This window comes from Falsihalocynthiibacter sp. S25ZX9 (assembly GCF_041205405.1).
Classification (GTDB): Bacteria; Pseudomonadota; Alphaproteobacteria; order Rhodobacterales; family Rhodobacteraceae; genus Falsihalocynthiibacter; species Falsihalocynthiibacter arcticus.
Genome location: NZ_JBGFCD010000003.1, coordinates 196,830 through 218,534 on the forward strand (window position 1 = coordinate 196,830; position 21,705 = coordinate 218,534).

The 21,705-nt window shown below is 56.3% G+C and carries 19 protein-coding genes and 1 riboswitch; of the genes, 10 read left to right on the forward strand and 9 right to left on the reverse strand.

Features of this window, described 5'->3' with window-relative positions:
* Position 1: 1 nt before the first annotated feature.
* Genes cobJ through AB9F29_RS05135 form a run of 6 tightly spaced genes read right to left on the reverse strand, consistent with a single transcriptional unit; the run spans position 2 to position 5,760 of the window.
* The gene (gene cobJ / locus AB9F29_RS05110) at positions 2 to 1,840 is read right to left on the reverse strand and encodes a precorrin-3B C(17)-methyltransferase (protein ID WP_369754823.1); all 1,839 of its coding nucleotides are present in this window, start codon (positions 1,838 to 1,840) and stop codon (positions 2 to 4) included.
* On the reverse strand, positions 1,831 to 2,532 hold the full coding sequence (cobI, locus tag AB9F29_RS05115) for a precorrin-2 C(20)-methyltransferase (RefSeq protein ID WP_335583790.1): 702 nt from the start codon (positions 2,530 to 2,532) through the stop codon (positions 1,831 to 1,833). Before cobI ends, cobJ begins: the two co-directional genes overlap by 10 nt.
* Entirely contained in the window at positions 2,529 to 3,740 is a 1,212-nt protein-coding gene (gene cbiE, locus AB9F29_RS05120; RefSeq protein WP_369754824.1) for a precorrin-6y C5,15-methyltransferase (decarboxylating) subunit CbiE, read from the reverse strand. The genes cobI and cbiE overlap by 4 nt, the downstream gene beginning before the upstream one ends.
* Positions 3,737 to 4,429 carry a precorrin-8X methylmutase gene (locus AB9F29_RS05125; RefSeq protein ID WP_369754825.1) on the reverse strand — a complete coding sequence of 231 codons (693 nt, stop codon included), beginning with the start codon at positions 4,427 to 4,429 and terminating at the stop codon, positions 3,737 to 3,739. Before AB9F29_RS05125 ends, cbiE begins: the two co-directional genes overlap by 4 nt.
* Positions 4,426 to 5,508, reverse strand: coding sequence for a sirohydrochlorin chelatase (locus tag AB9F29_RS05130; RefSeq protein WP_369754826.1), 1,083 nt, complete (start codon positions 5,506 to 5,508; stop codon positions 4,426 to 4,428). Before AB9F29_RS05130 ends, AB9F29_RS05125 begins: the two co-directional genes overlap by 4 nt.
* Before the next feature lie 12 nt (positions 5,509 to 5,520).
* A complete protein-coding gene (locus tag AB9F29_RS05135; RefSeq protein ID WP_335583794.1) occupies positions 5,521 to 5,760 on the reverse strand; it encodes a DUF6732 family protein in 240 nt (79 codons plus the stop codon).
* A 296-nt stretch (positions 5,761 to 6,056) separates the two neighbouring features.
* On the opposite strand from AB9F29_RS05135, the gene AB9F29_RS05140 reads away from it, so the two are divergent.
* Complete coding sequence (locus AB9F29_RS05140) at positions 6,057 to 7,037, forward strand: glutathione S-transferase family protein (protein WP_369754827.1); 981 nt, start codon at positions 6,057 to 6,059, stop codon at positions 7,035 to 7,037.
* A gap of 4 nt (positions 7,038 to 7,041) precedes the next feature.
* On the opposite strand, the gene AB9F29_RS05145 is transcribed toward AB9F29_RS05140, so the two are convergent.
* On the reverse strand, positions 7,042 to 7,407 hold the full coding sequence (locus AB9F29_RS05145) for a response regulator (protein WP_335583796.1): 366 nt from the start codon (positions 7,405 to 7,407) through the stop codon (positions 7,042 to 7,044).
* A gap of 192 nt (positions 7,408 to 7,599) precedes the next feature.
* Between AB9F29_RS05145 and AB9F29_RS05150 the strand changes: the two genes are divergently transcribed.
* From AB9F29_RS05150 to AB9F29_RS05165, 4 genes are read left to right on the forward strand one after another with little or no spacing between them, the layout of a single operon-like run.
* Positions 7,600 to 7,986 carry a DUF1636 domain-containing protein gene (locus AB9F29_RS05150; RefSeq protein WP_039001805.1) on the forward strand — a complete coding sequence of 129 codons (387 nt, stop codon included), beginning with the start codon at positions 7,600 to 7,602 and terminating at the stop codon, positions 7,984 to 7,986.
* Positions 7,983 to 8,918: a threonine-phosphate decarboxylase gene (locus tag AB9F29_RS05155; protein ID WP_369754828.1), complete on the forward strand. Its 936-nt coding sequence runs from the start codon at positions 7,983 to 7,985 to the stop codon at positions 8,916 to 8,918. The genes AB9F29_RS05150 and AB9F29_RS05155 overlap by 4 nt, the downstream gene beginning before the upstream one ends.
* A complete protein-coding gene (gene cbiB, locus AB9F29_RS05160; protein WP_335583798.1) occupies positions 8,915 to 9,829 on the forward strand; it encodes an adenosylcobinamide-phosphate synthase CbiB in 915 nt (304 codons plus the stop codon). Before AB9F29_RS05155 ends, cbiB begins: the two co-directional genes overlap by 4 nt.
* Positions 9,830 to 9,889: 60 nt before the next feature.
* A complete protein-coding gene (locus AB9F29_RS05165; protein WP_369754829.1) occupies positions 9,890 to 11,071 on the forward strand; it encodes a lytic murein transglycosylase in 1,182 nt (393 codons plus the stop codon).
* Between the two features lie 20 nt (positions 11,072 to 11,091).
* Here the strand turns inward: AB9F29_RS05165 and smc are convergent, their stop codons facing one another.
* Complete coding sequence (smc, locus tag AB9F29_RS05170) at positions 11,092 to 14,547, reverse strand: chromosome segregation protein SMC (protein WP_369754830.1); 3,456 nt, start codon at positions 14,545 to 14,547, stop codon at positions 11,092 to 11,094.
* Between the two features lie 317 nt (positions 14,548 to 14,864).
* Positions 14,865 to 15,096, forward strand: a riboswitch (cobalamin riboswitch).
* Between the two features lie 33 nt (positions 15,097 to 15,129).
* On the opposite strand from smc, the gene AB9F29_RS05175 reads away from it, so the two are divergent.
* Genes AB9F29_RS05175 through cobN form a run of 5 tightly spaced genes read left to right on the forward strand, consistent with a single transcriptional unit; the run spans position 15,130 to position 21,319 of the window.
* The gene (locus AB9F29_RS05175; RefSeq protein WP_369754831.1) at positions 15,130 to 15,330 is read left to right on the forward strand and encodes a CbtB domain-containing protein; all 201 of its coding nucleotides are present in this window, start codon (positions 15,130 to 15,132) and stop codon (positions 15,328 to 15,330) included.
* Positions 15,331 to 15,333: 3 nt separating this feature from the next.
* Positions 15,334 to 16,044, forward strand: a complete 711-nt coding sequence (locus AB9F29_RS05180; RefSeq protein ID WP_369754832.1) for a CbtA family protein — start codon at positions 15,334 to 15,336, stop codon at positions 16,042 to 16,044.
* Positions 16,045 to 16,104: 60 nt separating this feature from the next.
* Positions 16,105 to 17,172 carry a cobalamin biosynthesis protein CobW gene (cobW, locus tag AB9F29_RS05185; RefSeq protein WP_369754833.1) on the forward strand — a complete coding sequence of 356 codons (1,068 nt, stop codon included), beginning with the start codon at positions 16,105 to 16,107 and terminating at the stop codon, positions 17,170 to 17,172.
* Positions 17,169 to 17,621: a GNAT family N-acetyltransferase gene (locus AB9F29_RS05190; protein ID WP_369754834.1), complete on the forward strand. Its 453-nt coding sequence runs from the start codon at positions 17,169 to 17,171 to the stop codon at positions 17,619 to 17,621. Before cobW ends, AB9F29_RS05190 begins: the two co-directional genes overlap by 4 nt.
* Complete coding sequence (gene cobN, locus AB9F29_RS05195; protein WP_369754836.1) at positions 17,621 to 21,319, forward strand: cobaltochelatase subunit CobN; 3,699 nt, start codon at positions 17,621 to 17,623, stop codon at positions 21,317 to 21,319. Before AB9F29_RS05190 ends, cobN begins: the two co-directional genes overlap by 1 nt.
* Here cobN and AB9F29_RS05200 read toward each other — a convergent pair.
* Positions 21,316 to 21,612 carry a hypothetical protein gene (locus AB9F29_RS05200; protein WP_335583806.1) on the reverse strand — a complete coding sequence of 99 codons (297 nt, stop codon included), beginning with the start codon at positions 21,610 to 21,612 and terminating at the stop codon, positions 21,316 to 21,318. The genes cobN and AB9F29_RS05200 overlap by 4 nt on opposite strands.
* Positions 21,613 to 21,705 lie beyond the last annotated feature (93 nt).

A 21,705-nucleotide genomic window follows, 5' to 3' on the forward strand; every position in this document is an offset into this window, starting at 1 on the left:
ATCACACTACTTTCTTGGCTAAATCGCCGTCAATTTTTCGGGCATAGCCACGGGGAGTATACATGCGCGGGCCTTCGCCGAGTTGGGCGAGTTTTGAGTTGCTGGACCCCACCAAAACAACGGTCAACATATCCACTTCGTCCACTTCCAAATCCGCGAGTCGTCTGTAGCGCACGTTTTCTTCGGGGCGACCAAGCGAACTGGCGAGCATTACGGGCGTGTCTGCGGGGCGATGTTTGAGCAGGATATCGCGGGCTTCGGCCAACAGGGTACGTCGGCGCATTGAGACGGGATTGTAAAACGCGATGACAAAATCACCCTCGGCTGCGGCATGAAGCCGTTTCACGATATCTTCGCGAGGGGTGAGTAAATCCGAGAGCGAGATGGCGCAGAAGTCATGCCCAAGGGGCGCGCCTGCGCGGGCCGCCGCACCTTGAAGCGCCGAAATGCCTGGGGTTGAGACAACATCGACGCGGTGGGCTGCATCGCTGACGCCCATCTCATCGGGGCCGCGATCCAAGAGTTCAAACACCAAGGCGCCCATGGCATAAATGCCTGCATCACCTGAGCAAATCAGCGCAACATTCTTGCCCAACGCGGCCTGTTCAAGCGCGAAACGACAGCGATCTTCTTCGCCGCCGAGCGGGAAATCCGACCGTGTTTTGCCATAGGCAAGCGGCCCGAGCAGGTCGATATAAAGGCCGTAGCCAACGAGTTCTTCGGCTTCGGCAACGAGGCGACTGGCCTCTGGGGTGCGCCAACTATGCTGTCCGGGTCCGATCCCGATAATCGACAGGCGACCACGGGAACGGCCAGCGAACTCAACAATCGGATCCTCAGAGCGCGCCAAGGCGCATGTCGCATTCGCCGTTTTTTGTTTCGCAACGATCAGCTCACTTGTGGCTCCAGCCGCGGCCAATGCAGCCCCCTCGCACACGCCATGACAGCCGACTTCGGCAAAGACCACGTCGGAAGGATTTTCGAGCCGTGGGCTTTGGGCTTCAAGTTCGGCAGCCGTGAACAAGCGCAACGGCACACCGAGGCGCGCCGCGACAACGTTCATCGCGGGTTCGTCTCCCTTGAGGTCGATGGAATTCACACAGGCAATCGCCCCTTGCGCAATCCCTTCGCGCGTCAGGGTTTCTGTCACCAACGCCCACATTTCCTCTGGATCGGCGTTTCGCGCACATCCAAGGCCCAGCGCAAAACGTTGTGGATGGTAAACCAGCTTGGTTTCATTTCCGTCAACCGGAGCTTCGGTCACGTAAAGCTGAACCGCGCCGTCAACGTCATTCTCAAGGTCGAAGATCGCTTCGCCCTGACGCGAGGCCGTGGCGCCATTCAACAGCGCCGCCATGACGGATTTCGCATCTTGCGGATTGGCCAAGCGATAGCCAACGGGCGGCGCATCAAGGGCGACTCCCATAGCCACATCGCCCGCCGTTGTGATCGCGGCATGGCTGTTAAGGGCCGTTGCAATTTGTTGCGTCAACCGATTGGCCCCGCGATGCCCACCCAACAATGGCACGACAACGCTGCCATCATCCGCGACCGAAATAACGGGTGGCTCGGTTGTTTTATCGGCCAGTAATGGCGCCACCGCACGGATAAGGATACCGCTCGCACAAACGCCGACAACTGGGGTGCCACTGGCGAAAAGCGTGCGCACATGTTCCAGCGCATCGGCGAAAAATGCATCGGCCTTTGTCACGCGATCTGCGCGGCCATGTACCGCCGCACCAAGGATTTCAGCTACACGATGCGCCGTTGCTTCGCCAGATTTAGAGAGGCAAACTACAACAGGGTTCGGGGTGGATTTGGGGGAAGTCGTTAGAGCCATGGATCAGCTCCCTTCGTCAGCAAAATCATTGAAAAATAGGGTGCGTTTTCGGGCGCATCCTTGAGCGGAACGACCACTTCTTGGGGAAGGCTCGCACGCTCGATATAGGTGGCTTGGGCAAGCAGGCCCAAATCGGAGATCACGTTGCGAATTTTCGCAAGGTGCCGTCCGACTTTCATAATCGCGACGCTTTCCGCGCCTTCAATTCGCAGGCGTAACTCGGCCTCGGGCAGTGGGCCGGGCAGAATCGTAACCCGTTCATTACGCGCCGCCAAAGGCATTTTTGCCCGCGCAGCACAGGCCGTCACACTGGTCACACCTGGCACAACTTCGCATTCAAAACGGCCGGATAAGCGCGCAAAAAGATACATAAAGGAGCCATAGAAAAACGGGTCCCCTTCGCACAAACACACAACATTGCGCCCTTGCTCAAGCTCTTTGGCGATTTGGGCGGCCCCCTCATCATAGGCTGCTTGGGCGGGGCCGCGTTCAACCGTCATCGGCACATCCATGACGATTTCATGGGCGCCAGCGGGGATGTATTCAGCCGCAATCGATCGCGCGAAACTCGCCCCACCCGCGAGCGCGGGATAGGCCACAACTTCGGCTGCTGCAATGAGTTTTGCCGCACGCAATGTCATCAGTTCTGGGTCGCCCGGACCCAGCCCAACTCCGTAAAGTTTTCCGGTCATCGTTTAACCAAACTCAACTGTGTCACGGGCATCAGTGGTTTCCAGCCGGTATGCCCAGAGCCTTCGCCCCCAAGTGTCTGAACGCGATGCACAGAAAGCTTCACCAACTGCCCACCAAATTCCTTGTAAAGCGACACGAGTATGGCCTCACTCTCAAGCGTCACCGCATTGGCAACCAGCCGCCCCAATGGACGCAAGGCACTCCACGCGGCATCAAAGGTTTCGCGGCTTAACCCCCCGCCGATAAACACCGCATCTGGAGCGGGGAGATCCGCGAGAGCTTGGGGCACACGCCCGTCCACCAATTCTAGTTTCGGGACGCCCAGCGCCAGCGCATTCGCCGCCGCCATCGCGCGTCGATCCGCCCGTGGCTCAATCCCGATGGCCCGCGCATAGCGCGCCGACCGCATCCACTCAACGGCCACCGAACCACAGCCGGTTCCCACATCCCACAACAACGCGCCGCGCATCGGCATCAGTTTGGACAAGGTTGCCGCACGCACCTCTTGCTTAGTCATGGTGCCATCGTGCTCAAACATATCGTCCGCAAGGCCCGGAACGCGTGGAAGAAGTGCCGCATTCGGTGCCGCCACACATTCAACCGCTAGCGTGTTAAAGGGGGGCACTTCGTGATCCCAACTCGCGGCAACCCCTTCGAAACGTTTCTCATTTTCGCCACCCATTGCCGCCAAAACAACCATGCGACTGCGCCCATAACCACGCGCCGCCAGGAATTGCGCGATTTGCGCGGGCGTTTCCGCCCCCGTGGTCAGGATCAACAAACGCTGGTCGGGCTGAATAAACGCAATCATCTGCTCGACGGGGCGACCATGCACTGTCAGCGTTTCCAAATCGGCCATGCTCCAGCCCATCCGCGCCGCCGCAAGTTGAAACGCGCCGACTTGCGGATGATAGGTAATTTCGCTTGGATCAATCGAGCGCCCAATCCGTGCGCCCACGGAATACCAAAGCGGATCGCCCGTCGCCAAAACGACAACACGCCGCCCCTTGTGGGCCTTTAAAACGCCGATCAACGCATCAAATGGCGAGGGCCAAGCCACACGTTTTGCCGATCCAACATTTGCCAAAGCTTGATGCCGATCACCGCCGACGATGACCTCTGCCGCCTCAACAACCGCGCGTGTTGCGGGGGTAAGCCCTTCCAATCCGTCTTCGCCAATTCCGACGATATGGAGCCAAGCACTCATGTTGCAACCTCCGGTAATCCCGCGGCGAGCGCATTCACCGCTGCCGAGGCAATGGCCGACCCGCCCCGACGTCCGCGCAGCGCTACAAATTCACATCCACGTGGGCGCGCAGCGAGTTCCGCCTTACTTTCAGCGGCCCCCACAAATCCCACGGGAAATCCGAGGATAACAGCGGGTTTTGGCGCTCCTTGATCTATCAACTCAAGCAAATGGAAAAGGGCTGTTGGCGCGTTGCCAATCGCGACCACAGCGCCGTCTAGGTGTTCTAGCCAAAGCTCAACCGCCGCCGCCGACCGTGTGTTTTGGATGGCCTGCGCACGATCAGGAACCTCTGCATTGTTCAGCGTCACAATCACCTCATTGCCAGCAGGTAAATACCGGCGAATTATCCCCGCCCCAACCATCTCACAATCGCACAAAACTGGCGCACCGGCCTGTAATGCGGCCTGCCCTGCCGCATAAGCATTGGGCGAAAACGCAAGGCGATCCGCGACCTCGATCATACCACAGGCATGAATAACGCGGGTCGCAAGGGCCGTCATGCCTGCGTCAAAGCGCTCCAAACGGGCCTCCTTGGCGACGGTGGCAAAACTCTGCGCATAGATTTCGGCGGGCGCGCGCTCATACCTGAGCGCAGGCCGAGCAGAGTGGCCCGCTAGCGGGCTCGAGGTTCGGTCTTCCCCGCTCATTTCTTGCGGGCGCTTTCTGGTCCGTGGGGATGTTTGGGGTGCGGGTATTCCGCGTGAACATGGTCGTGTGTATGAGAATGGTCATGCGCGTGGTCGTGAGTATGATCATGCGAATGGGCCAACATTTCCAACCGACATTCCCCCGTACAGAAGTCAGCGCACAGCGTACAATCCTCGACATTACTGCCTGGCGCATTGGCCCCTTGTCCCTCAACGTGGTGATGGTGGCTTTCCTGAACCGCGCCTACCTCGGCTTCAAAGCCCAAGACTTGCGTACGATATTTGCACGTTCCACACGTCGGCGGAACGATCTCTCCGAGCTGTTCGGTCACACGCTCCGCAAAGGTTTCCAAAACTTTGGCATGGTCATTCAAATACCCAGCTTTCACAAACTCGATATCAGGATGCGCGGCGGCAACTTGGTCCGTAAAGCCGTAAATACGGTCGATTAAAATTCCGGTAAACAAGAAATACGGAAACACAATAACCCGCTTGTACCCAAGCTTCGCCACATGCGTCAGGCAGGGTTCCACTAGCGGGAATGTCACGCCGGAATAGCCAACTTCGCACCAGCCAAACCCCATGCCTTCCCACAACATCCTTGCGATTTTGCTCACATTTCCGTTGGCATCTGGGTCGGACGCGCCGCGCCCGATCACAACCAGACAGGTTTCCTCCAGCGGCACTGCACCCAGTTCCGAATTCGCCCGATCTACCGCTTCCTGAATACGCTCGCCTGCGGCTGCGATCATCTTGGGATCAACGCCAAGTTCGCGGCCATAGGAAATTTCAACGCCGTGTTTTGCGGCATAAGTATTCAGCACGGTCGGAATGTCATTCTTGGCGTGCATCGCGGCAAAAAGCATTCCCGGAACCGCTACGATCCGGTCACATCCGCCAGCCCGCAAACGATCAAGACCATCGCGGATTACAGGGTTTGCGAACTCAAGATATCCGTAGTCCACCATCCAATCTGACGGCAACAACGCAGGAAGCTTTTCGGCCAGAACCGCAAACTGGTCCACGGCGGCTTGGCTGCGCGACCCATGGCCGCAAATCATCACACCTACTTTTGACATATCGGAATTCCTTCAGGCTTCTTGGGGTTCGGCGTCGGAAATTTTTTCTTCGGCTTCGGCTTCTTCCGCCTCAGGTTTTTTCCGACCCTTCGCCGCCCAAAGACCAATCGCAATCGCCCCGCCCAATGCTATCGCCGCGCCCCAATGGGTGTGCCCTGCGGCCTCAATCAAATGCCCGGGATGTGCCAATACGGGCAAACCAGTCATAACCAAAACGGCCGAAAGGGAAACTATTGAAGTACGCGATGTCATGTCCATTCTCCTTGTTTGGGCAGAGGAGAAGGACCGCAGAAACTGCGCTTAACGATGTTGCTTTGGTTCCCCTATCTGGGTCAAACCGCGACAACCAACCTCTCTGGCCCTGTGGGCTTCGTTACGGGCAACGTATGCCCTCACCTTACTCGGTGCAATCAGATTCTAACATGACGGCGGAGTGTTTTGCGTCTGGCGCCTTTGTGCGCACTCGCACCCTCCCTGCGCCCCTATGTGGGTTTAATCCCCGTGCCACAAAAACTAGGTTAAAGGAGACATATTTATAGGAGCACCGCGTGGGACAACTTGTAGACGGAAAATGGCACAGCGAATGGTACGATACGAAATCCACAGGCGGCGCCTTTAAGCGCTCCACTGCCGGTTTTCGCAATTGGATTACGCCCGACGGCGCCGCAGGGCCCAGTGGCGATGGCGGCTTTCCTGCAGAAAGTGGGCGCTATCATCTTTATGTGTCCTATGCCTGCCCATGGGCCCATCGCACCCTCATTTTCCGTGCCCTCAAAGGGCTAGAGGAACACATATCTATAAGCGTTGTGCACCCTGATATGCTGACCGAAGGATGGACCTTTGAGAAGGACGACTTTGGCGCGACCGGCGACACGCTCTATAACCTGCCCTTTGCACGCGATATTTATACGAAGGCGCAAGCCGACGTGTCGGGCCGCGTGACGGTGCCTATTCTCTGGGACAAACAGCGCGAAACCATTGTAAGCAACGAAAGCAGCGAAATCATCCGCATGTTCAATTCCGCCTTTGACGGGATCACAGGAAACACGCTGGATTTCTGGCCTGACGAGATGCGCGGCGACATCGAAGAAATTAACGCGCGAGTTTATTCCAACGTGAATAACGGCGTCTATAAAGCTGGTTTTGCAACCTCCCAAGCGGCTTATGACGCGCCTGTCGCATCGCTTTTCGACACGCTTGACTGGCTCGAAGACCGCCTCTCAACGCACCGGTATTTGATGGGGGATCGCCTCACAGAAGCGGACTGGCGGCTGGCAACAACGCTGTTCCGCTTTGACTCGGTTTATCACCTACATTTCAAATGTAACCGTAAACGCCTGATCGATTATCCCAACCTTTGGGCCTATACGCGTGAACTCTATCAAGTGCCTGGTGTTACAGAAACAACCAACATGGATCACATCGTGCGCCACTACCATTATAGCCACGAAACGATTAACCCGAACCGGATTATCCCGATCAATCCGATCCTTGATTTTAACCAAAAACACGGACGCGACGAGCTCTAATCTGTTAGGATCGGTCTCCCGCATAATGGGCCACAATCGCCGCCAAATCGTTTGGCGGCGTTTGCTCGCGCACATAGGCGCAGGCATTTGGGGCCAAAGCAAAAATAGAACCGTCCGAGAAGAAACTCGTGTCAGTTACGAAAATCACCTTCGCATCGGGGCGTTTGTAGCTGGCATAATCCGCGACTGCAAATGCGCTTTCACCCTTTAAAACAAGGTTGAGAACAATCGCGTTGAAGTTTTCTTCCTCCAAGGATTTCACGGCACCACTTTGCCCAGAAACAAGGACAACTTCAAAATCAAGCCGTTCTAAATGGTCCTGCCAAATGCGCCCAAGGTTTGGATTACCCTCAACGATTAAAATACGCATACAACCTCCAATCAGTGGATTGCACTGCTCAACTGCTAAATTCATTATTACCCACCAGACATCCCACCGTTAACTATTTTCCGCCCGAAAGACTAACAACAGGTTAATATCTTGCCTCGAAATGTTAACTTACATCTACGGGTTGAAATTCCGGCGAGAATCCGATTGAGGTACACGCAAAAGGGGTATGAGATGACGACATTCATTACAATTTGCGACACCTGTAAGCGCGAAGGTTGGGCAGAAACCGGTGCAGACGTCACCGACGGCGCCGCTTTGGCTGAATTAATCGAATCAGTCGCAGCCGAGCAGGTACAAACACGGCGTGTAAGCTGCTTGATGGGCTGCACCCACGGTTGTAATATCGCGATCCAAGCGGAAGGAAAGTTGGCCTATACGCTCGGGAAATTTGAAGCCACCCTAGATGCCGCCGAAGCCATCGTGGAATACGCGGCTCTGCATCAAGCGAGCGAAACGGGACAGATTCCCTATCGCACATGGCCCGCGGGCGTGAAGGGGCACTTTATTACGCGCCATCCTCCGTTACCGTCCCTCAAACCCTCTAATTCTGACGCATGAAAACGCAGCGGGACCACGGCGGCGGAATTGATGCTGCAATGGAACAGTTCGGCGGTACGAGGGGCGATTGGCTCGACCTGTCCACCGGCATAAACCCCGTGCCCTTTCCCTTGCCGTCGTTCCCCGCCAACGCATGGATGTCCCTCCCTGATCACAGCGCTTTTGCCGCGCTAGAGAAGGCCGCCCGCGCCTTTTGGAATGTTCCCGACTCTGCCGCCGTTCTTGCCGCCCCCGGAGCCAGTGCCCTGATCGCGCGCATCCCGCATTTGTCGGTTAAAAAAGGCGCGGTTCGTATCATCCAGAAAACGTATAACGAACACGCCGCCGCTTTTCGCACTGCAGGGTGGAACATCGAGGAGGACGGCATCGACGCCTCGGTCACGGTGCACCCGAATAACCCCACAGGTGCCTTCACCGCCTCCCTGCCTCACACGCCCCTCACCATCATTGACGAAAGCTTTTGCGATGTTGCGCCCGCTCAAAGTCATATCGCAAAAGCATGCGAACCCGGAACACTCATCCTCAAGAGTTTCGGCAAGTTCTGGGGACTTGCTGGGCTGCGTCTTGGGTTTGTTATTGGCGATCCGGGACTCATAAATGAGCTTCGCGAAACCCTCGGGCCTTGGCAGATTTCCGGTCCCGCAATCACCACAGGAATTGCCGCTCTCGCAGATTTTGATTGGGCAGAGAAAACCCGCTCTCGACTTGCACAAGATGCCGGCCGTATGAACGCGCTGTTGCAAACTGCGGGTGCCGAATCCGTCGCAGGCACCACGCTGTTTCAACTCTATCATGTTGACGACGCGCAAAAGTGGTTCGAGAAGCTTGCCCATAATCACGTTCTCTCGCGGATTTTTCCGTATTCAAACCATTGGCTGCGTCTTGGAATGCCTGCGCCCAACCAATGGGACCAACTCGAAAGTGCCCTATGAGCCTTCCGTTAATCCTCCTTTTAGCCCTCCTCTTGGATGCGGTATTTGGCGAGCCTCGACTGTTATGGGACCGGTTCACGCACCCCGCCGTCCTGTTTGGAAAGCTGATCGGATTCGCGGATGAACGCGCAAACTACGGGGATAATCGAAAACTTAAAGGCACGGTGGTTTTTGGCGGGCTTTGCCTTGGTGCCATCTCTGCTGGCCTCGTACTTTCGGCGCTCCCGTTTGGCTGGTTGATTGAACTCCTCTGTGCCGCGATCCTCGTAGCGCAGAAAAGCCTGACCGAGCATGTGTCCGCCGTTGCCAACGCACTTCGTCTGTCAAACGTGAATGCGCGGATTTCTGTGGCGCGGATCGTTGGCCGAGACACCACCGATATGGACGACTCCCAAATCAGCCGCGCCGCGATCGAGAGCGCCGCGGAAAACCTCTCAGACGGTGTGATTGCCCCAGTTTTCTGGTTCCTCCTCTTCGGCCTGCCTGGTCTATTTCTGTATAAAATTACTAATACCGCCGACAGCATGATCGGCTATCGCACCCCTCGCCACGCGGAATTCGGTTGGGCGGCAGCGCGGTTTGACGACCTGCTCAACTACCTCCCCGCGCGGATTACCGCGCTCCTCATCCTCGTCGTTTGCGGCAACATGCATGCGTTGAAGCCGGTGCGAATTGATGCGCCGAAACATCGTTCACCCAACGCGGGCTGGCCCGAAGCCGCTATGGCACAATGCCTCAATATCGCGCTCGCTGGCCCAAGAAGTTACGATGGGGAAGCGCGTGATTTCCCCTATGTAAATCCCACTGGAAACCACTCAATTGGACCTGACGAAATCGACGCAACCGTTCGCGTCCTTTGGAAAACTTGGGGCGCGGCAATCGGCCTATGCGCTGTCCTCGCCCTGTTTTGAACCTTGCCTGAATCCAAAGGCCTGTTAGGCTGCCGGAAAATTTCATACTCGGAGTACCTAATGTTTTTTCGCGCCCCACTTGCTGCCTTCTTTCTGAGCTTGCTGTCCACAACTGCAATGGCTCAAAACCAGTGCGGGGGGGATTTCGGGCAATTTGTTGCCAACATGAAACAAGAAGCCACCGCACGCGGCCACTCGAAATCAACGGTCGACGCGTTTTTCGCCAGCGTAAAACAAGATCCGCGCACCCTAAAGGCCGACCGTTCACAGGGCATTTTCAAGAAAGACTTCAACGAATTCGCACGCGCCGTCATTAGCAAAAATCGTATGGATCATGGCCGTAACAACGAGAAAAAATACGATGCAGTCTTTGACCAAATGGAACAGCAATACGGCGTTTCACGAGGCGTTTTGCTGGCATTCTGGGCGTTGGAAACCGATTACGGCGCGGTACAAGGCGACTTTAACACCCTCAACTCCCTCGTCACGCTCTCGCATGATTGTCGCCGTCCGAACCTGTTTCGCCCCCAAGTTTTTGCTGCAATCGAACTCTTTGAACGCGGCAATTTTAGCCCCACGAATACAACCGGTGCATGGGCCGGAGAAGTCGGCATGGTGCAAATGCTCCCCGAAGACATCATCCGCAATGGTGTAGACGGCGACGGCGATGGCAAAGTATCACTAAAAACCTCCCCGCCAGATGCGCTTCTGTCGGGCGCGAAAATGCTCAAAGGCCTAGGCTGGAATGCAGGACAACCTTGGTTGCAAGAGATCGTCGTGCCCAGCAATCTTGACTGGAGCAAGACTGGCCTTGATAAATCCTACAAAGTCTCCGATTGGAAGCGCATGGGTGTAAAAGCTAGAAGTGCAAACCTTGGCTCTGACAATTTAGAGGCCTCTATTCTTTTGCCGATGGGGCGCAACGGCCCTGCATTTTTAGCTTACCCCAATTTTCACGTGTACTTCGAGTGGAACAAGAGTTTCGTCTATGTCACGACCGCCGCCTATTTTGCCACGCGTCTTGAAGGTGCCCCCGTTTTCAACTTGGGGTCCCCGGATCCTTCGCTATCGGATGCACAAATGAAATCGCTCCAGAAAAAGCTTTCAGCAAGGGGGCACGATGTGGGTAAAATTGACGGCATCCTTGGGGCAAAAACGCGCGCTGGGGTTCAGCTAGAACAACAGCGTCTTGGATTACCCGCAGACGCTTGGCCCACAAATGACTTGGTGAACAAGCTTTAAGAAAACGGTTGAGGGCTGGTTTAAGCGACCAGCGCCTCAGCCTTTTTGAGGTCCACAGAAACCAGCTGGCTTATGCCCTGTTCGGCCATTGTCACACCGAACAGTCGATCCATGCGCGCCATCGTGACCGCATGGTGGGTGATGATCAAAAACCGTGTTTCGGTCCGGCGCGTCATCTCGTCCAACAGGTCGCAGAACCGCGTCACATTGGCATCATCAAGCGGCGCGTCGACTTCATCAAGAACGCAAATCGGCGCTGGATTAGCAAGAAATACCGCAAAGATAAGTGCCATGGCCGTCAGGGTCTGCTCGCCCCCAGACAGGAGGCTCATCGTGCTAAGTTTTTTACCAGGAGGTTGGCACATAATCTCAAGGCCCGCTTCAAGTGGGTCGTCAGATTCAACCAATACAAGGTTCGCTTCGCCGCCGCCAAACAGATGTTTGAACAACAAGGTAAAGTTGCTGTTCACTTGCTCAAACGCGGTCAAAAGCCGCTCACGACCCTCTTTATTCAAGCTGGCAATTCCGGTACGAAGCTTCTTGATGGCTTCATCCAAATCGGCTTTCTCGCTTGCCAGGTGGTCGTGCTCTTCCTGAACGCCCCGCGCGTCCTCCTCGGCCCGAAGGTTCACCGCACCCAGAGCATCACGTTGACGTTTTAGACGGTTCACATCCGCCTCCACGGCCTCGGAATCTGGCATATTTTCGGGCAGAACGCCCAGCGTCTCAAGCAAGTTCTCGGGCGTAGTTTCCATGGCTTCGGCAATGCGCTCTGCGGCATGAATCGCGGTCTCGCGCGTGGCATCGGCCCGCGCGTCGGCCCGCGCGCGCACTTCTCGCGCTTCGCCTGCGGCCCGCTCCGCGTCACGTTCCGCAAGAAGCGCCTCTCGCAATGCTGTCTCGGCCTCTGCAAGCTTGTCAGACGCTCCCCGACACCTTATTTCCGCCGTAGCAATGGCTTCCGCTAAAGCCATCCGTTTCGCAGCGATTTCGTCTGGCGCGGTCTGTGCTTCCTGAAGTTCAGCCTCATTTTCAAGCCGCCGTTCTTCCAATTCTCCAATGCGTTTTTCCGCATTCTCCAAACGAAGCCGCCAACCGCTGATTTCCTTGAGAACCTCTTGGCGGCGCTTGGTGCGTGCATCGCCTTCGCGGCGCACCTCGTCAAAGGCCGACCGTTTTGACATCATCGTCATCCGTGCCGCCTCAACCGTCATTTTCACGTCTTCGACTTCCTCACGCGCTTGATCCAAATCATCCAAGTCCGCAAGGATCGCCGCCGCGTCATTCACCCGATTGCGTGCCCCCAACGCTTCTTCTTCGTGGCGCACGACCGCAAGCCGCAGACTCTCAAGCTTGCCTTCTGCGATATTGCGATCTGCTTCGGCCCGCGAAAGAGCGCGGCCCGCGTCCGTAAGTGCACGGTCTGCATCGCGGCGTGCGTTGCGGGCCTCTTGGTCCTCGCGGGTTAGACGCTGAAGGTCCGACGACAAGACGTCATGCGCACGGCTCGCGCCATCCGCCCGCGCACTCACTTCCTCCAAATCTCGCTTCAATTCCACCAAACGATTGAGTTGTTGGAGGCGCAAGGCGGCGGCACTTGGGGCGTCTTCTGCTCCCGCGCGAAACCCATCCCAACGCCATAAATCGCCTTCTATACTGACCAGCCGCTGCCCGGGTTTCAAATCTTTTTGCAGGCGCGCCCCGTCGCCGGCCTCCACAAGACCGACTTGCCTCATACGGCGAAGTAATACGTTTGGCGAGGTCACAAAATGCGTCAAAACTTGCACGCCAGAGGGCAAAGATTGTAGTGTGGCATAATCTGGTAAAGTCACCCAGCCAGAAGGCATCTCATCCTGCACTTCGGGAGCGCGCAAATCGTCGGCAAGCGCCGCACCAAGCGCTTTTTCATAGCCAGATTTAACCTGTAGGGCGTCCAAAACTTGCCCGCCCTCTGCGGTGTCACGTTCGACCAATCGTGCCAACGCCCCAACCTCGGCTCGCAGCGCGTTTGCCTCGCCTTCGGCTTCGCTGCGCTCGGCGCGGGCATCCGCTTCACGGGCCTGCGCATCGGCGCGCGCGTTGTCCGCCATAATCAGGGCCTCCTCGGCCGCTTCCGTGGCCTTCGCTGCCAAATTTTGCGCGTCCTCTGCGGCTTCAAAATCTAGGGAGGATTTTGACAATGCGGCTTGAGAATGCGCCGAAGCTTCCCGCGCACGGACAGCATCTCCTTCGTTTCGATCCAGTGTTTTTTGGTGGTCCTCGACAAGTCTCCGCGCCGATTGATGTCGCGCTGCAAGGCGTGCAACGTCTTCGGTGAGCTGGCCGATGGCGGCTTCTCGATCTTGGAGGATACTTGCCGCATCCTGTGCGGCTTCATTGCTGATTTCAAGGCGTTCTTGATAGCCTTCAGCGGCCTTCGCTAGTTGCGCTTGCTCCCATTCAAGACCGGAAATCGTCTCGCCTGCGTCCTTGTTAAGCTCCTGTTCCCGCGCCTTATCTTTGGCCAACTGTTCAATGCGTGCGGTGAGCGTTTTGATTGTATCAAGCGCGCGGTCCTCTTGCTCGGACAGGGTATCTCGCTGATTTTCCAAACGCGTCAATACGGCAGCAGCAATAGTTTCTTCTTCGCGCAAAGGTGGCAGGGTTTCTTCGTTTTTTGCGCGGGCCTTGGTGGCCGAACGTGCCGCCCCTTCGCTCGCCCCAGCAAGGCGCGTGAGTTCGGTCAGTTCTGCTTGCGCCGCCGCACGCAATTCATCCGCTTCTTTCCAACGGCGATACAGTAAAAGTCCCTCAGACTTGCGCAATTCCTCGCCAATGGTGCGGTATCTCTGGGCCTGACGCGCTTGGCGTTCGAGTTGCGCCAATTGCGCGGCCAAGGCCTCAATAACGTCTTCGATCCGCGAGAGATTGGTTTCGGTCCCTTTGAGCTTCAGCTCCGCCTCGTGGCGGCGTTGATATAGCCCCGAAATGCCCGCAGCCTCCTCCAAAATTCGGCGACGATCTTTGGGTTTCGCGTTGATCAATTCGCTGATCTGCCCCTGACGTACAAGCGCTGGCGAATGGGACCCCGTCGAGGCATCGGCAAACAGCATCTGGATGTCTCGCGCGCGGGCATCCTTGGAATTTGCCTTGAACGCAGACCCCGCATCGCGGGTAATGCGCCGCACCACCTCGAGTGAATCCTGATCGTTAAAACCAGCGGGGGCGAGGCGATCGCTGTTGTCGATCGTGATCGCGACTTCGGCAAAATTGCGCGCGGGTCGCGTTGCGGTTCCCGCAAAAATCACGTCTTCCATGCCGCCACCGCGCATCGCCTTCGGGCGGGTTTCCCCCATCACCCAGCGCAACGCCTCAAGCAAGTTCGATTTTCCACAGCCATTTGGGCCGACAACCCCCGTAAGACCATGCGCAATCACAAGATCGGTGGGATCGACAAAGCTTTTGAAGCCATTCAGACGGAGCCTAGAAAACTGCAAAAAATTGTCCCTGTTTGATTCCTTTGCAACAGGGTTTCGGAGACAGCCCTATTAAGTCAACGAAAAACACCACAAATGGCGTATTTTGGCGAGTTATCCACAAGATATTGCGCATTTTCTACCCTGTAATCGCCCTGAAGGTGCTGTGGCGTGCTGATTGTATGGGTATCGACGGCGAATCTGTTTTGCTGGCAAGCTTGAGGAGTGTGTTCTAACTTTATTTGCGGGCACCCAACGAATAATGGCTGGTTTGCGCCCAAAATCCCAGAAAATTCAGAGGCCGGCAGGATTCTACTTGACCCACCCCCCGTATCCCCCTCAGAAAGAAACGGCATGGTATCCCCATTCATGCCGCCAAGCGGCAGGGGATAAATGGGAATGCGGTGAGGGTGACCCAATCAGGGGCCTGATGCCGCAGCCGCCCCCGCGACTGTAAGCGGTGAGTGGATGTCGAATACCACTGGAGCGTTGGGAAACTAACAATCTGGGAAGGTGACATCGCACTTTGACCCGCGAGCCAGGAGACCAGCCTTGCAGCAACGTAACCGAACCGTCGGGTGTGACGGAAAAAGGAATGATAGAATGAACGAACAAAACAAAACACGCACAGATGCAAAAGTTCTCGCGGCTCCTATTGCCCACGTCCAAACTGGTGTTCTGCCAATTTTTGCAGCGGCTCTCGCAGGCGTATTGCTGATTTCTCTCGCTGGTTTCGCACAGGCTTCCGTGTTGCATGACTCGGCCCACGACACACGCCACGCCATCGCGTTCCCCTGCCACTAACCAATGTTTAAACAGATTTTTACCAGCGCGTTGTTCGCTGGTATTGCTGCAGGGCTGCTTTCGGCTCTGCTGCAATTTTGGCTTGTCACCCCCGTACTTCTTGAGGGTGAGGAATATGAAACTGGTGCGAAAAACCATTACGCTGGCGTTTTGATTGTAGAGGGCGAAGACCCTGCTCCTGTTGAAGTTGAAGTGGAAACGCCCCCGACCACCAGCGAACTTATTGTGCGGCACGGCATGACCGTGGCGATGAACATCATTGTGTTCACGGGCTTTGCGCTCATCCTTGTCGCAGGTATCGCGACAGCGGCGTCCTCTGGGCATGAGGTCACGGCCAAATCGGGGATAGTTTGGGGATTGGCAGGCTTTATTGCCGTTCAACTCGCCCCCGCTGCGGGACTATTCCCTGAATTGCCGGGCACCCCAGCCGAGGACATAATTCTGCGACAGATGTGGTGGATCACAGCCGTCGTCGCAACCCTCGTGGGCCTTGCGCTTATTGCCTTTGGGAACCGCGCCTATTGGATGGTATTAGGCGCGGCCTTCGTCGCCGCGCCCCATATCATCGGCGCGCCTCACCTTGAGTTCTATGCGGGCGTTGCCCCCCCCGAACTCTCGGCGCTTTTCGTCAGTCGCTCCCTTGCGGTTGCCTGTGCGAGTTGGGCCATCATGGGTGGTGTTGCTGGCGCGGTCTGGCATCGGCAAACGGTATAAACAACCTGCGCAGGGGCGTGTTCCTTGCGCAGCTTTCCAAATCTGAAAGTGAGGCCATCAATGGCACAAAAAATTCCCGCTACGATCGTCACTGGCTTCCTTGGCTCGGGCAAAACCACCCTTATTCGCCACATTTTACAAAACGCTAATGGCAAACGGATTGCGTTGATCATCAACGAATTCGGTGATCTGGGCGTGGACGGCGATATCCTCAAAGGCTGTGGCGAAGAGACCTGCACCGAAGACGACATCATGGAACTGTCCAACGGCTGTATCTGCTGTACGGTCGCAGAGGATTTTGTACCCACTATGGAAAAACTCCTCGCGCGGGAAAATGCGCCCGATCATATCGTGATTGAAACCTCCGGCCTTGCGCTGCCTCAACCCCTCGTGCGGGCGTTCAATTGGCCCGCGATTGCCACCAAAGTAACGGTTGATGGCGTCGTCACCGTTGTGGATGGTCGTGCCGTTGTGGACGGGCAATTTGCCCACAACATTGCCGCCGTAGATGCGCAACGCAAACAAGATGAGAACCTAGATCACGAAACACCGCTTTCGGAATTGTTCGAGGATCAAATTGCTTGCGCCGACATGATTGTTGTCAACAAAGCCGACCTTTTGAGTGCTGAAGAAGTCGAGAATCTTGTCGCCAAGTTGCGCGGTGAAAGCCGTGACGGAGTCCAAGTGTTGAAGTCAACATTGGGCGCGTTGCCCGTTGATGTTTTACTTGGACAAGGCGTTGGTGCCGAGGCGGACCTTTCTGCGCGCCATGAAATCCATCACCATCATCACCACCACGATGAGGATGACGACGACGATCACCATGATGAGCACACGCACGGTCATGACGAATTCGAAAGCTTCATCGTCACCCTTGATGAGATCACCGATCATGCGGGTTTTGCACAGAGGGTCTCTGACGTCATTCGCACCCACAATATTCTACGCCTAAAAGGCTTCGTTGCGGTCCAGGGCAAGCCCATGCGCCTGACGCTGCAAGCGGTTGGCCCTCGTGTTGATACCTATTTCGATCAACCCTTTGGCGATCAAAAACGCGAAACCAAACTCGTGGTCATTGGCGAAGCAGGCCTAGATCAGGGCGCGATCCGCGCGGCCCTAAGCGCGTGAAAATCTCCGTCGGAATAGGCGACCCAAAAGACCCGCGCACCGTAGCACTCCTTACGGCGCATCACAGTCTGATGCAGTCGCTCTTTCCGGCGGAATCGAACCACTTTTTGTCGGTGGATGCGCTTTGCGTTCCCGAAATAACCTTTCTGGTCGCAAGCGAAGGGGCGCAACATTTGGGATGTGGCGCCTTGGCGAACAAGGGCAGCTATGGCGAAATAAAATCGATGTTCGTCTCGGAAGCGGCAAGGGGCAAAGGTGTCGCGAACCTGATCTTGACGGAGCTAATTTCCAACGCACGCGCGTCCGGCCTCTCAAAGCTGTACCTCGAAACCGGTGACAGCCTGCGCGCCGCGCACGCGCTCTACGAAAAACATGGGTTTACCTATTGTGGCCCCTTTGGCGACTATGCCCCTGATCCCATGAGCTATTTTATGGAGCTTACCCTTTAATGCATCTTTTGGCCGCCACTCCCGGGAATGTCGACGACGGAACCGAACCCGTTGATCTAGGGCAAACGCCCGCTGATATTCTGTTCATCTCGGCGGCGGACACAGAGCTAGCAGCCCTTTCAGAAGCGCGGCGGGAAATGCAGAATCCGCCAAGTTTGCGCCTTGCGAGTCTGATGCATCTGCAACACCCGATGTCGGTGGACCTCCATATCGACGCCTGTGCGCGTAAGTGTAAATTGGTGATCGCGCGGGTTTTGGGCGGAGCGGGCTATTGGAAATACGGCCTTGTGCAATACGCCGCACATTTACACGCGGCGGGGGTGGCATTCGTCGCCCTTCCCGGAGACGACAAACCCGATGACGAATTGCGGGACCTCTCGACCGTTTCTCGTGACGATTACAATGCGCTTTGGGCCTACCTCGTGGAAGGCGGCCCCGAAAACGCGACACATTTCTTGGACTATGCGCAGGCAATGCTCTCCGACGCCCCCCGCCCAGAAGCCGCGCGGCCCTTGTTGCGGGCGGGCGTTTATTGGCCCGGAGCTGGAATCTCTGATCTCCCAACTGCGCAAGCGGCATGGACGGAAAACGCGCCCGTTGTACCGCTAGTGTTTTATCGTGCTTTGGTTCAAGGCGCGGGCCTAAATCCTGTAAATCGGTTGGTGAAATCCCTTCTGCGCCAAGGGCTAAACCCACTGCCGATCTTCGTGGCCTCCCTCAAAGATCCAGTTTCCGTGGAAACCCTTGAGTATTTATTCACCCAAGCGACACCAAGTGTTATTTTGAACGCGACCTCCTTTGCCACAGGATCGCCACAAGAAGGAGAGCATTCCAACGGGGCATCGAACCCCCTTGTAATGCCTGCTGCAAATGCCTCGCCCGTTTTCCAAGTGGTGTTCTCAGCCAGCTCAGAAGCGGCTTGGAGTGAGGGAATGTTTGGTCTCGCCGCACGCGATATCGCAATGAATGTCGCGCTTCCCGAAGTGGATGGACGCATTTTGAGCCGCGCTGTCAGTTTCAAGGGCGAAGCATTTTTTGACGAGGAGACCGAATGCGCCATCGCGGGATATCGCGCACAGGGCGACCGTGTGGAATTTGTGGCAAAACTTGCGGCAAATTGGGCGCGGTTGCGCAATGCGCCTGTCGAAAAACGCAAAGTAGCGTTGGTTTTGGCGAATTATCCGAACAAGGACGGACGCCTCGCCAATGGCGTGGGTTTAGATGCCCCAGCAGCGACTTGCGGTACACTCGCCTCCTTAAATGACGCGGGATATACGGTACGAAATGCGCCTCAAGACAGCGACGCGTTGATGCAATCGATCCTCGCGGGACCCACGAATTGGCTAACGGATCGCGCCCGACGAGACGGTGGTGTCCGCCTTGCCCTCCCCGACTATCGCACGCTCTATGACGCACTTCCCTATGACATGCGCCGCCAGATTGAAGACCGTTGGGGCGCTCCCGAAACGGACCCTTTCTTTGAGGGCGGAAGCTTTGCCCTTTCGGTTTTGGAGTATGACAATGTTGTCGTGGGTATTCAGCCTGCGCGGGGGTATAATATTGACCCTAAAGAGACCTACCATTCGCCCGACTTAGTACCGCCCCACAATTATTTTGCGTTCTACTTTTGGCTACGTGAAACCTTTGGAGCACATGCGATTGTTCACATGGGCAAGCACGGAAATATGGAATGGCTTCCAGGAAAGGCCGTTGCCCTTTCTCAGGAATGCTACCCCGAGGCCGTGTTTGGCCCCATACCGCATATTTACCCGTTTATCGTCAACGATCCGGGCGAAGGCACACAAGCAAAACGCCGTGCGCAGGCCGTCATTATTGACCACCTAACACCGCCGCTTACCCGCGCCGAAAGCTATGGGCCAATGCGTGATCTGGAGGGTCTTGTTGACGAATACTATGAGGCGGCGGGGGTTGATCCACGGCGGATTGAGTATCTAAGACGCGAAATTTTAAGCCTGACCAGCAGCACTGGATTGGGCGAAGACGCAGGGCTTACTGGAACTGACGAAGACGGCGATTTGGCCAAACTCGATGCCTATTTATGCGATCTAAAAGAAGCGCAAATTCGCGATGGGCTGCACGTTTTTGGCGAGAGTCCGATTGGGCGCCTTGAGAGGGATCTAGTGCAGGCACTTGTTCGGGTGCCGCGCGGGGATGGTCGGGGGGGGAATGCGTCTCTGATCCGTGCACTTGCTGTGGATTTTGGATTTGAATTCGATCCCTTGGATTGTGATATGGCGGCGCCCCATGCTGTAGAGAAACCCAGCGAACTCGCGGAGATCACGACGGATACTTGGCGAAGCCTTGGGGATACTGTCGAGCGGTTAGAGTTATTCGCGAGCGCGATGTTAGATGGAAAAGACGCTCCCGGCCCACAGTCGGAAGCAGTTTTGCAGGAAGTTAGAACGAGCGTACGTCCAAAAGTTGCGGCCTGTGGCCCGGCGGAAATGACGGGCCTCCTCACCGCCCTTGCAGGGCAATTCGTTGCCCCGGCGCCATCCGGCGCTCCCACACGTGGGCGGCTTGATACCCTTCCAACCGGACGCAATTTCTATAGTGTTGACGGGCGAGCGGTCCCCACGCCGACGGCTTGGGCCTTGGGATGGAAATCCGCAAACCTATTGATTGAGCGCCACCTACAAGATCACGGAGACTGGCCCCAAACCATGCTTTTGACCGCGTGGGGAACCGCAAATATGCGCACGGGTGGGGACGATATTGCCCAAGCCTTGGCGCTCATGGGGGTCAAGCCGACGTGGGACGCGGCAAATCGGCGTGTTACGGGATTTGAAGTCCTTCCACAGGGGGTCTTGGGGCGGCCTCGCGTGGATGTCACCCTCCGAGTGTCAGGGTTTTTCCGCGACGCGTTTCCACAACTTATTGCGCTCATCGACAGTGCCGCGCGCGCGGTTATGGCGCTTGACGAACCCGCAGCAACCAACCCTGCACGGGCACGCATGTTGGCGGAAGGGCTTGAGAATTCACACCGCGTATTCGGCTCAAAACCGGGGGCCTATGGCGCGGGCCTTCAGGCTTTGATTGATGAGCAACTCTGGGCAAATAAATCCGATCTCGCGGAGGCCTACCTAGAATGGGGCAGCTATGCCTATGGCAAAGGGGCCGAGGGAACGCGTGCACGTGCGCAATTTGAAACCCGCCTCTCACAGACCGAAGCCATCGTTCAAAATCAAGACAACCGTGAGCACGACCTACTTGATAGCGACGATTATTATCAATTTGAGGGAGGGGCTGCGGCAGCCGTGCATACCCTTCAAGGCGTTGATCGGCCGATCTATCATAACGATCACTCGCGGCCGGAACGCCCAGTTATTCGCCGCCTAGAAGACGAAATCGGGCGCGTCGTGCGCAGCCGTGTTGTTAATCCGAAATGGATTAATGGCGTGATGCGTCACGGATATAAAGGCGCCTTCGAGATGGCCGCGACCGTGGACTATATGTTTGCGTTTGCCGCGACAACGGGTGCCGTAAAAAGCCACCATTTTGATGCCGTCCATCAAGCGTTTTTAGAGGATGAAAACGTGCGTGCGTTCATTGTCGAGCATAATGCGCCTGCGTTGCTAGAGATCGCACAACGCCTGGATGAGGCGATTGAACGTGGGCTTTGGACTCCGCGCTCCAACTCTGCACGCGCGTTATTGGACAATCTTAAATCGGGCTAACAATCAATCCGCGCGGCAACGAGCGCGGGGTCGCCCTTCACCGTCGTTTGGTCGACAACACACCCTGTTGCGACCTCTATGGCGACAACGGCACGCAATAAAACCCGCCCGAAATCGCGGCGGGGGGCATAATTGGTCCGAATAGCTTCGACAACTTCCCCATTGGAACGAACGGTAAAATCGCTGCCCTCGACGCTTACCTTTTTGACATCAAAACCCTTCGTGCGGGGGTGTGGACTGTCACAGCCTGTCACAGCCAAAAGGGCAGAAAATAAGATTGCGAGAGCACGCATATGGAGGTTTCCTAATCTGGTGTGAGTAAGGCTAATGCGACGTGGTTAACAAAGCCTTACTTCGCGCGCAGGATTGAGCGGAAAAGCACCCTT